The sequence below is a fragment of the Flavihumibacter sp. UBA7668 genome (assembly GCF_002483205.1).
Lineage (GTDB): Bacteria > Bacteroidota > Bacteroidia > Chitinophagales > Chitinophagaceae > Flavihumibacter.
On sequence record NZ_DLHM01000002.1, the window covers coordinates 36909 to 48277 of the forward strand.

The following is an 11369-nucleotide window of genomic DNA, read 5'->3' on the forward strand; positions in this document are numbered from 1 at the left end:
GTAAGAATTACAGCCTGATATTTACGCCACCCATACAGTTAATTCCCGCCATTGGGTAAACGTAGTTTTCCGTTGTAAAACGTTGATCATAAATATAACTGAACGTATAACCATTGGGTTCATAAGGTTTGTCAAACAGATTGTTGAGTTGAAAAATTAAGGTAAGATCTTTAATCGCTTTACCTTTAACAGTATAGGATAAACGTAGATCCTGTGTATAAAAAGCAGGCAGTTGTCTGTTGTTATTGGATGTATTATCCAGGTACTGGCTGCCAACATATTTTCCAATCAAAGCGATTTCTGCATTTTTGAATGGGGTAATAACTGCGGATGCTGATCCCATGATAGCCGGAGAAAAAGAAATAGTTGTTTTTTCGTATTGTACTGATTTTTGCGTGCCTTCATCATAATCATCGAAAAATTCTTCAAAATCAAGCACCTTATTTTCACTTAGTGTAAGGTTGCCAAGAACGGTTATCCAATTGGCAACTTTGTAACTTCCCTGAAGTTCAATTCCCATGCGATAACTGTTATCAATATTTGTGCGTGCATAGGCACCCACATCGTTAATTCTTCCCGTTAATACCAATTGGTTGCGATAGGCCATGTAATAAAAGGTTGCACCCAAGGAACTCCTGCTTTTTTTATGTTCGAACCCGATTTCAAAATCATTGAGTCGTTCCGGTTTAGGCTGCTGGCTCACACCTGCCTCAAAATCATCGCGATTGGGCTCCTTGTTTCCTATAGCAAAAGAAGCAAATGCGTTCCATGCCTGATTCGTATAACTGATACCCACTTTGGGATTGAAGAAATGATACCGATTGTCGGTACTAAGTCCCGGATTATTGCGGAATCCACTGATTCTATAATCCACCGTTCTGTATTGAAGATCAAGGAAACTCTGCCAGTTTGAATTTATCGACTGAGTCCATTTTCCATAGAAGTTAATGTCTGATTTGCGGGCCTGATTCTGATACCATTGATGTTCCGGTGCAATGCCAAGTTCAGACCAGATTATTTTACCATAATGATCACCATCGTATTGAACAATAGCTCCTCCGAGTGTAACCTGAGTGCCTTTATTTTTGTATTGTGCTGAATAAATGCCGCCATAGAAATAGTTGTCGAGCCATAGCTGGCGTATCAGGTCTGTTGAGCTAACCGGACTTCCATTGATAACTGGATAATCAAGTCCGTAATCGGCATAATCTTCATCTGCTTTATACTGTTCGTAATAACCTCTTCCTCTGGTAAGAAATGCGGCTGAATTGAAAGAAATCCGATCGGACAGGGAATGATTGAAAAAGAGCTGATAATGATCCTGCTTGTAATTATCAGTTTCGTTTTTATAGGGACTGCCGGGCTTTTCCGTACCGGCACTGTTGTAGCGACGGTTAGGACCATTTGCTTCGGATTGAAGAATACCATTCCAGGCCTGATAGGTTTTTTCTTTTCCGGAAAAAATATTTAAGCGTAGGCTTGATTTTTCTGTTATATAAGCTCCCGAAACATAAAAGGACTGGAGATTGGTACTTGCCCTGTCAATATAGCCATCACTGCTGATTCTTGACAGGCGGGCATCGATGGTGAAATGATCGCCAATCAGTCCGGATCCCAATTTAACCGTATTCTTCCAGGTGTTGAAAGAGCCGAAGCTGTTATTAATTTCAGCATATTTTTCTTCCCTGAATTCGTTTGTGCTGAGGTTTAAAGTTGCGCCGAAAGCACCACCTCCATTACTGGATGTGCCTACTCCCCGTTGAATCTGGATGCTTTCAACAGAGGATGCAAAATCAGGCAGGTTTACCAGGAATAAACCCTGACTTTCTGCATCATTATAGGGGATGCCATTGAGGGTCATATTAATGCGGGTTGCATCCGAACCCCGGATTCTAATCCCCGTATATCCTACCCCATTACCAGCATCGGAACTCACAACTACCGATGGAGTCTGATTGAGCAGAAAGGTCAGGTCCTGTCCGAGGTTCTGTTTGGCCAGATCCTTTGTTTTCAGGTTGGTTAGGGCAAAAGGAGCTCTGTCTCCTGCACGAAGTGCGGTAACTTCTACCGGATCGAGAAAGAGATTGATGGGTTGCAAGAAAATGGTATCTAAGCTTACCGGGAAATTTAATTGAATGGTGCGGTAGCCAATACTGGAAATCGTCGCCTTCCCTTTTTGGGTGGAAAGCAAGAGTATTCCATGCTCGTTACTGGTACTGCCGCTGCCATTGGAAAATTCAAGGCTGGCGCTGGCAATCGGTTGTCTGGTTTGTTTGTCTGCAATAATAACCGGCTTGTTTTGAGCCACTAATGGGATAAGATACATTGTAGCGCATATCCCCAAAAGCATTTTTTTCATTGATTTACATTGAGTTGAAAAAATGATTTGAGAGAAATGCTGCGAAAGCAAAAGGAGGAATAGAAATATGTAAAACCACCTTCCCTGCGCAGGCATTACCCTGGTCAGGTTCTACGGGTATTATCTCAGCCTTGGATTAACCATCCTTAGCACCCCGAGGAATCTGATTGTTGATTACGGCCGTAATCAACAATGCAAAATAAGGGCAAAAAAAATTAAAACTGCTGTAACATTTCAGAAACCTCGTCCGTCCTACTCTAAATACTTCATCATGCGCACTATTTTCGGCCTTCTCCTGCTGCTTTGCATGAGTACAGGACTACTGGCTCAAACCACTACTGTTTCTGATAACAATGCCCGGACAAGAACAGTTGGCAGCTTTACCGGGGTAAAAGTTTCTACAGGGATTGAATTATTGCTACAACAGGGAGATAAGGAGGCGGTTGCCGTAAGTTGTTCCAATCCGGAATATACAGAACGGATTAAAACCGTAGTAGAAGGCGGGGTTCTGAAAATATACATCGATCACAATGATGGGAACTGGAAATGGAGAAAAAACCTGAAATTTAAGGCCTATGTTTCCATTCGTGAATTAACTGAATTAAGCGCTTCTTCCGGAGCCATTGCAAAAACCGGATCATCTATAAAGGGGGACAAAATCAAGCTGGATGCAAGCTCTGGAGCAATCATCGAAGTGAGCCTGAATGCTGCTGAAATTAATTCAGACAATAGCAGTGGTGCTATTACGGAAGTAAGCGGCAGTGTTGAAAAACTGACTGTTGAAGCCAGCAGTGGTGCTATATTCAAAGGATATGGCCTAAGTAGCAACTACTGTTCCGCCGATGTAAGCAGCGGAGGATTGATTGATATTACTGTAACAAAAGAATTGAATGCCGAAGCAAGCAGTGGTGGTGCTATTCATTACAAAGGAGGCGGCTTGATTCGTAACTTACGTACCGGTAGCGGTGGAAGTGTAAAATCTCAAAGTAAATAACTGTTCATTTTGATCTCTAAACATATTTTATGAAAGGAATAATTCTTGCATTTTGTCTGGTGTGTTCGGGATTTGCAGGTCGTGCCCAGAAATTTCTGATTAATGACAAAAACGCTGAAATGCGCACGGTACCGGCATTTACGGCAATAGATGCCAATAGCGCCATTGATATTTACATTTCACAAGGCTATGAAAACGGACTAGCGGTAAGTTCAATAGATAAAAAAGTAACGGACAGAATCCGTACCGAAGTAAAAGACGGGGTATTAAAAATCTGGTTTGTAAGTCAGGGTTGGACAGACTGGCGCAGTGATCGTAAAATGAAAGCGTATGTTTCAGTAAAAAATCTTTCCATGATAAAGGCAAGTGGTGCCTGTGATGTTTCAATTATGGGCGTTTTGAAATCCGATCAGCTAAATATTGAACTGGGAGGTGCCAGCGATATGTCGGGGGAATTGGAATGCAAGGAATTAACCATGAACCTAAATGGAGCCAGCGATACAAGGCTGAAAGGGAAGGTCGGAAAATTGTCGGCGAAAGTAAGTGGGGCAAGCTCTGTAAAAGGATGGGATCTCAGTGCTGATTATTGTGAAATTGATGCTAATGGAGCATCCTCCATAAATGTGGTTGTTCATAAGGAGATTTCAGCCAAAGCAGGTGGGGCATCTGATATAAAAATCAGAGGAGAAGGTCTGATCAGAGATATGAAAAGTAGTGGTGCCAGCTCTATTTCCCGGAAAGAAGGAAAATAAGACAGTAAAAAAAATCTTACGAAAGCCGCTGACAGAGCGGCTTTCGGCATTTAAAAAAGGGTTTATTAAAGAAATTTTTGGAAGGAAAGGAATCTCGCTGTACATTTGCAATCCAAATCGCGAAGTAGAGCAGCGGTAGCTCGTCGGGCTCATAACCCGAAGGTCGGAGGTTCGATCCCTCCCTTCGCAACCAGAGCCAGCAAGTTTTACTTGCTGGTTTTTTATTGTAAACACCACCCTGTTTCGGGTTCCTTTTGGAATTTAGTAGCTTTGTGGACATTTATTCTATGCGGCAACAATATCGCGTTGGAATCTGATTACCTCCTGATCCTGCTTTAGCGTGAGTCTGTTGCCCTTTAATCGCTAAAGATGAAAGTCGGATTTGTAAACATATTCGGGAAGCCCAATGCGGGAAAAAGCACATTGCTGAATGCTTTGCTGGGTGAAAAACTGGCAATCGTATCACCAAAAGTGCAAACGACCAGGCACAGAATCAAAGGAATTCTGTCTGAACCCGGATATCAGATCATCTTCTCCGACACCCCCGGAATTATTGAACCGAAATACAAATTGCACCAGCGCATGATGCAGGCTGTTAAAAGCGCGCTGGAAGATGCAGACCTCGCTATTTTATTAGTTGATACCTGGGATAGCTGGGAGGAAAGCGATGCTATTTTTTCTGCACTTCGGTTGAAAGTTCCTGCACTACTGGTGCTCAATAAAGTGGATGGCATTCAGGCTGAAAAACTGAAAATGGCAGAAGACTTCTTTAAAGAGAAGTCCTATGTAAAAGAAATACTTCCGGTATCTGCGCTTAACAAAACCGGACTGGAAGAATTGCTTTCGACCATACTAAGCTACCTTCCGGAAGGTGAGCCTTTCTTTGATGAAGAAAATTTAACCGATCTGCCTACCCGCTTTTTTGTTGGCGAGCTGATTCGGGAACAAATTTATCAGCTTTATCAGGATGAGATTCCTTATCATGCTGCTGTATTGGTTCAGGAATTCAAAGAAAAAACATCCCTGGTGAAAATAATGGCAGATATTATTGTTCATCGGGATACACAAAAAGGAATCATCCTGGGTGATAAGGGTAAAATGATTCGTGAGTTGGGAACCCGTTCAAGGCTTGAGATTGAAAAATTTCTGGGCCAGAAAGTATTCCTTGAATTGTTTGTAAAAGTGCGCCCGAAATGGAGGGATAATGATTTGTACCTGAAGGAATACGGGTACAAATGAGGTGAAAGGTGAAAGGTGAAAGGTGAAAGGTGAAAGAATTACCATAAATGCAATTTTTAAAATAATCATAGGACAACAACTTCAAACTTCATACTTCAAACTTCCTAATTCAATAAAATGTCTGGATATACAGTTGCAATCGTAGGTCGGCCCAATGTGGGGAAAAGCACTTTTTTTAATCGCTTGCTCGAGCAGAGGAAAGCAATCGTGGATGATGTAAGCGGCGTTACCCGTGATCGTCAGTATGGAATTGCCGAGTGGAATGGAAAAACGTTCAATGTGATTGATACAGGTGGCTTTGTGCCCCGGAGCAATGATGTGTTTGAACAGGAAATTAAAAAACAGGTACTGATTGCATTGGATGAAGCGGATGCCCTGATTTTTATGACGGATACCGCCACCGGAATTACTGATCTGGATGAGTCAATGGCGGACGTCCTCAGACGAACCACCAAGCCGGTTTATCTCACCGTTAATAAGGTGGATAATAATCAGCGTTTACTCGACGCTTCTGAATTCTACAGTTTAGGATTTGAAAAAATATTTTTCGTTTCTGCAATTAGTGGAAGCGGAACCGGTGAAATTCTTGATGCAGTAGTGGAAGCAATTCCTGATGACAGACTGGCGGATGATGAAACTGCAGATATTCCCAAGTTTGCCATTATCGGACAACCGAATGTTGGAAAATCTTCGCTGCTGAATGCCCTGGTTGGACAAGAGAGAACCATTGTTAGTGAAATTGCAGGAACTACACGTGATACGATTCACACACATTACAATATGTTCCAGAAGGAATTTGTGTTGATAGATACTGCAGGGATCCGTCGTAAACAAAAAGTGCATGAAGACCTGGAATTTTATTCAGTGATCCGCGCTATTAAAGCAATGGATGAAGCGGATGTTTGTTTGCTGGTGCTCGATGCCGAAAAAGGCATCTCTGCACAGGATTTAAGTATTTTCAGCCTTGCTGCAAGAAAAGGCAAAGGAATAGTAATCCTGGTAAATAAATGGGATCTGGTGGAGAAGCAAACCAATACTTCCCGTGATTATGAAAAGTTGTTGAAGGAAAGATTAGCTCCTTTTACGGATGTACCTGTGCTTTTCATTTCTGCGAAAGATAAATTACGCATATTTAAAGCAATTGAAATCGCATTGGAAGTTGTAGAAAACAAGAAGAAAAAAGTTCCTACTTCCCAACTGAATGATGTTATGTTGAAAGCTATTGCTGGCTATCATCCTCCGGTTGTTAGGGGTAATCCGGTTAGTATCAAGTATGTAACACAGTTGCCAACCCATGTGCCTTCCTTTGCATTTTTCTGTAATTATCCGGATGATATTAAAGCACCTTACAGGAACTATCTGGAGAATAAACTAAGGGAAAGCTTCGATTTCAAGGGTGTCCCGGTTCGTATTTTCTTCCGAAAAAAATAATCCTCAGTAAATTCTGCCTGATGAAAAATTTATCCTGCTTATTTATCTGTATTCTTTTTTTTATTGCCTGTGCTAATAGGAGTGATTCTTCAGGAACTACAGTTGACAGTACGGCAATTAAAGCTGCCGTAGATTCAGCCGTTGCTGTTTCAAAAGATGCAGCAGCCGCCATTGATTCAACTGTGAAAGCTGCGATAGATTCAAGTACTGCGGATAGTCTTAAGAAGTAACCGCTCGCCATACCGTTTTTTCACCCATTCCAATTTGAGCTGCACTTTTATTTGCGCCTGTTTTCTAATTTGGTGTTAGAAAATTGACGTGTATGAAAAAGTGGAGTTGGGTTTTCTTGCTGATTTGCCATTTTGGTATGGCACAAAAAAGATGGACTGGAAATAATGGTACCGCGTATTGGAATGATCCACTCAACTGGGAAGGCGATACAGTTCCTGGCAGCACGGATCAGGTGCTACTGGATAATAGTTTTTTTTCAGGAAGTTATGAAGTCATCCTTCCCGATGAAGAAATCGTTGTGGCATCACTTGAAGTTTCTCCTTCAGACAATCGGTTTATTCGTCTGTTGCTCCCCATCAGTAACACCTTTTCCAGCGCTGGCGATTCACCTTTACCCAGGGCTTTTACAACTTTGGGGTCAGGTTATTCCCTTCATTTAAGAAAAAATGCTGCATTTATAAATGCATCCGGCAGTGCCAGTGGATACGCCTTACGAATTAGCGATTCCATCCGGATTGATAATGGAGCACAGTATATACATCGCAGCAGAACAGGGCATGCAGATATGGTGAATCAGTTGAGCCGAATTTCCGGTACTGAATACGGTGTATTTCGAATGGAAAATCCGGATGCGGCTTCCACGTTTTCCATAAGTGGACGGGTATTTGGGAGTCTTGAATTATCAAGTTCTGCCAGTTCCTCCGGAACAACAACCTATTCTTCTTCCGGAACCAATCCTGTTGTAATCCGTGGGAATTTGGAATTGGATAGTGGTACCATGTTTTCCCTGCATTTTGATGATACGATTCAGTTGCATGGAAACCTGAAAATGAATTACGCTGTGCTTAATATGTCTACAGGCAACCGCTCTTCCTGTGTTGCTTTAAGGGGAAATTGGGAACAAATTCAATCACGTATAACAGAATCAAATTCAAGCGGGCATTCCGGTACAATATTGCTGAATGGAAAAAACACACAATTTGTTCAGTCAGATGGATGGAATGAAGATAGTATCCGGATTGTTGTGGATAATTCAGCAGGAATCCAGCTGTATTCCAATTGGAAAATTCCATATGAATTGAGTCTGAAGAAAGGCATAATCGAAACCGGATCCTATCTGTTGGAGATTTTGCATAATGCCCGAATATTGTCTGATCCTGATATGCCGGAAACTGGCATTTCTGGAACCGTATGGAAAGGATTTTTGTTGGATGACAATATGATCTTCCCTTTAATTAAGGGCAATGCAAAAAGTAGTATAAATGTTCGGAATTTTAAAGGGTCCATTCGGCTTTCCTATCATTTGGATGATGCTAATATTCCCGGACAATATTTTCAATCCGGACTTGCTTCCATTTCATCATTGGAATATTGGGAAGTAGATGCGCAGCCAGATGCAACATCTCCTGATCCTGTTTTTGAGTTTAGTTATGCAAGTCCGCAAAGTGGTTCCATCAATAATGCTGTTGAATTAACCATCGCTTCCTATCTGGATGATCAATGGTCCGTCGTAGGTGATGGACTTACCCTGGGATCCGATAATTCTAAAGGAAGCGTTCAAACTATTGCATTATCAGAGGAACAGCTAATGGCGAAAAGATATACGTTAGCAAACAAAACGGGCGGCAGCAATGTGTTGCCGATTTTACTGGAGTCCAGCTGGTTGTCCAAATCAATGCAGTCATGGGAGTTAAACTGGATTGTTTCGTCCGGCGTTTCTATTGCTGAATTTCAGATTGAATCGGCTGCAGATGGGCAGCATTTCAGAACCATTGCAACTGTTTTGCCAATGGAAGGTAAAAGAAAATATGAGTATCGAATTTTGCGATCGCAGGAAGGCGGTGTATACCGGATTAAAATCATTACAGAAAACCAACAACTTGTTTATGGCAATGGATTGAAATTGCCATCTAATGAGGAGGGTTCTGGTATTCTGGCCTTTCTGGTACCAATGTCATCCTCTCTAATACTCTCCTCAAACAAAGCTGACCGCTTTGTTATGGAACTATTTAACTCAGGTGGTCAATTACTGGAAAGAAAAAGTATATGGCAACCAGCTGGTATTGCAACTCATTTAGTTTCGCTGCCTTCTGGAAGAAATCAACTGATAATTCTTAAGTTAACCAATTCCAGCGGCAGCACCACAACAATAAAGCAATTTTGGTAATCACCTTAACTCTTCAACTTTCTTTTTATATTGACGGTATGCTTTTTGTTCATCGGAAATAAAACTGTTATCATTTAATTTGCCCACAACGGTTTCCATTTCTTCTTCATTTGCATACACTATTTTACGGAACTCATTCTGGTAATCTTTCGCCCTACTCTCATAAATCCTGTCTGTCATTTCCTTCCTTAATTCGATGGAGAAAGTCAGTATTTCACGGACAGCAGCAGGATTGGTGGATAAGTCCACACCAAATCTGTATTTGTAAATTGCAAGCGCATGAGCGAGTTTGCGGTCAGTATAATTATTGCTTTCATGTTGGTACAGTGTATGCATTTCCTGCCAACTGCTGATTTTGCCTGATCGTATGGAAGCAAGCCATTGCTGAACGGTAGAGCTTTCTACCAATTGTCCGCCTATATTTTCCCAGCCCGCAATTTTTCCTGCTTTCGGTAATTTGGCTACCATTCTGTTGATGGTGCTAAGTGGGTTTCGCTCAAAAAAGCTTATTATTTCGCGAGCAGCATAATAATCCAGCAGGTTGGAATACCATTTGTATGCCATTGCAGCTTTGCGAATAATTACCGGCCGGCTGCTGTTTTCAGCATCCTCCAATTGAATAACAAGTTCCTGGATGGCTGCTTCTCCCTGCTCAAGCAGTGCTTTTCCCTTATTATTCATTTGTCTGGCCGTGCCTTCTTTTCCTTCTTTTTGAAACCATGCCTTTCCGGTTTGCAGGGTTAAAATCTGAAGGGCTTCCAAAATTTCAGTTGCAGTATCAGGAGCCAGATAATCGTATTCAATATGTTGGATTTTTTCAATTCGCTGATCCCTTGCCACATATTTCCAGGAGTTTCTTGCAAGCGCGTACATATTATATTCGAACCAATAAGCGGGCATTACAACGAGTTGGTCGTTGGTGACATCATTGCTGATCAGTGAGAAGGGGAGACGAATATTCAATTCTGCCGGGAAATCGCCTTTTGCCAAAATGGAAAAGGAGGCAAATCTTGAATTATGTTTAAGGCTTACGCAGAGTCCTGGCCAGAATCCTCTCCCCGCTATTAATTCTCCATCCGCTGCTCTGGAATTATGATTCGATCCGATGGTTGCACCCGCGGCCATATTGGATTGTCCCATTACCAATGCTGCACAAAGAAAAGAGTTATTGTGGTGTTGTTCGTGTGCGGGAAAAATTAAAGAGTTCAATACTTCACAACAGGAGATAGTGGCGTTGTTACCGAGATAGGAGTTGATCAACCGGGCACCATATTTCAACTGGGAATGGCTTGCCATCATAAAACGTACAGCTTTGACACCGTAAAATATGCGACAGCCTTCGCCAATAATTCCATTCACCAATTCACAACCTTCTCCAACCTGTGTCCTGGCATCCGGTTTGGAATGTATTGTAACGTTTTTTATTTTGTTGGCTCCTTTAATATAGGCATCACTTCCAATCAACACATCTTTTAATATCCGGCTGTTTTTTATAACCGTCCGATCACCAACCTTGCCGTAATGCCCTCTTTCCGGATCAAATCGGGTATTGGTAAATTGGATAAAGCGTTCCTGCAATAGGTTGTCTTGCCGGTTTCTGCTCCATAAAAAAGCATCTCCGGGTAACATGCCATCAAAAGGAAGGATTCTTCTTCCTCCATTTTCATTGCATATTTCCAGCCAGATTCTTACTTTTTCATCTTCCCCTTCTTTAATGATTCCATTTCCAAATTTGGAGTGACTTGAAGTTGCCAGCTCATTTATATTCACCAGCATAACTTCGTTTCCAATAATGAAGTGAGAAAGATAATTTACATTATCAACCACCACATTGTCGCCAAAATCAGAACTTATAATGGTACTGTTGTATAAACCAACCGCCATACGAAGATTATTAAACTCCAGGCAGTAGGGTTCCAGTTTCCCAATACGAACCAGTCCATAGAATTTACAATTCTTTACCAGTTCCGGATTAAATGCATCGGAAACAAGCAGCTTATTCCAGTCGTCGCTTTGATTTCTGTTTCGAACCAGCACTTCAATTTCATAAGCTGTCAGTTGTCTGTATTTTATTCCGCTGTTGTTCTGCCGGTTTCTATGGAAATATTCATCCTTCCCTTCAGCCAGATAACGGTTTTCAATAAAACCATAACCCAGTGATTGAAGAGCATGTTTTTTAATGAGGTTCATATTGTG

At 41.6% G+C, this 11369-nt stretch carries 8 protein-coding genes, 1 tRNA gene and 1 riboswitch; of the genes, 7 read left to right on the plus strand and 2 right to left on the minus strand.

Translation table 11 applies throughout. From position 1 onward, the window contains the following. Positions 1-7 precede the first annotated feature (7 nt). Positions 8-2359, minus strand: coding sequence for a TonB-dependent receptor (locus tag B2746_RS03715; RefSeq protein WP_290791111.1), 2352 nt, complete (start codon positions 2357-2359; stop codon positions 8-10). A 64-nt stretch (positions 2360-2423) separates the two neighbouring features. Continuing rightward, positions 2424-2526: riboswitch (TPP riboswitch) on the minus strand. 104 nt (positions 2527-2630) lie between these two features. On the opposite strand from B2746_RS03715, the gene B2746_RS03720 reads away from it, so the two are divergent. From B2746_RS03720 to B2746_RS03750, 7 genes are all read left to right on the plus strand, one after another. After that, positions 2631-3353, plus strand: coding sequence for a head GIN domain-containing protein (locus B2746_RS03720; protein WP_290791112.1), 723 nt, complete (start codon positions 2631-2633; stop codon positions 3351-3353). A 29-nt stretch (positions 3354-3382) separates the two neighbouring features. After that, positions 3383-4105, plus strand: coding sequence for a head GIN domain-containing protein (locus B2746_RS03725; RefSeq protein WP_290791113.1), 723 nt, complete (start codon positions 3383-3385; stop codon positions 4103-4105). 118 nt (positions 4106-4223) lie between these two features. After that, a tRNA-Met gene (locus B2746_RS03730) sits at positions 4224-4298 on the plus strand. Between the two features lie 176 nt (positions 4299-4474). Continuing rightward, positions 4475-5344: a GTPase Era gene (era, locus tag B2746_RS03735; protein ID WP_290791115.1), complete on the plus strand. Its 870-nt coding sequence runs from the start codon at positions 4475-4477 to the stop codon at positions 5342-5344. Between the two features lie 117 nt (positions 5345-5461). Next, entirely contained in the window at positions 5462-6775 is a 1314-nt protein-coding gene (gene der / locus B2746_RS03740) for a ribosome biogenesis GTPase Der (protein ID WP_290791117.1), read from the plus strand. A 20-nt stretch (positions 6776-6795) separates the two neighbouring features. Then, positions 6796-7005: a hypothetical protein gene (locus tag B2746_RS03745; protein ID WP_290791119.1), complete on the plus strand. Its 210-nt coding sequence runs from the start codon at positions 6796-6798 to the stop codon at positions 7003-7005. 92 nt (positions 7006-7097) lie between these two features. After that, positions 7098-9173 (plus strand): hypothetical protein, encoded by a 2076-nt coding sequence (locus B2746_RS03750; RefSeq protein WP_290791121.1) that lies wholly within the window; start codon positions 7098-7100, stop codon positions 9171-9173. Here B2746_RS03750 and B2746_RS03755 read toward each other — a convergent pair whose 3' ends face one another. Then, entirely contained in the window at positions 9174-11363 is a 2190-nt protein-coding gene (locus B2746_RS03755) for a DUF4954 family protein (protein ID WP_290791123.1), read from the minus strand. It lies immediately after the preceding gene. Positions 11364-11369: the final 6 nt, after the last annotated feature.

Coding starts and splice junctions, on each gene's coding strand:
- B2746_RS03725 (WP_290791113.1), top strand. CDS start 3,383: ATGAAAGGAATAATTCTTGCATTTTGTCTGGTGTGTTCGGGATTTGCA.
- B2746_RS03745 (WP_290791119.1), top strand. CDS start 6,796: ATGAAAAATTTATCCTGCTTATTTATCTGTATTCTTTTTTTTATTGCC.
- B2746_RS03715 (WP_290791111.1), bottom strand. CDS start 2,359: ATGAAAAAAATGCTTTTGGGGATATGCGCTACAATGTATCTTATCCCA.
- B2746_RS03755 (WP_290791123.1), bottom strand. CDS start 11,363: ATGAACCTCATTAAAAAACATGCTCTTCAATCACTGGGTTATGGTTTT.
- der (WP_290791117.1), top strand. CDS start 5,462: ATGTCTGGATATACAGTTGCAATCGTAGGTCGGCCCAATGTGGGGAAA.
- B2746_RS03750 (WP_290791121.1), top strand. CDS start 7,098: ATGAAAAAGTGGAGTTGGGTTTTCTTGCTGATTTGCCATTTTGGTATG.
- B2746_RS03720 (WP_290791112.1), top strand. CDS start 2,631: ATGCGCACTATTTTCGGCCTTCTCCTGCTGCTTTGCATGAGTACAGGA.
- era (WP_290791115.1), top strand. CDS start 4,475: ATGAAAGTCGGATTTGTAAACATATTCGGGAAGCCCAATGCGGGAAAA.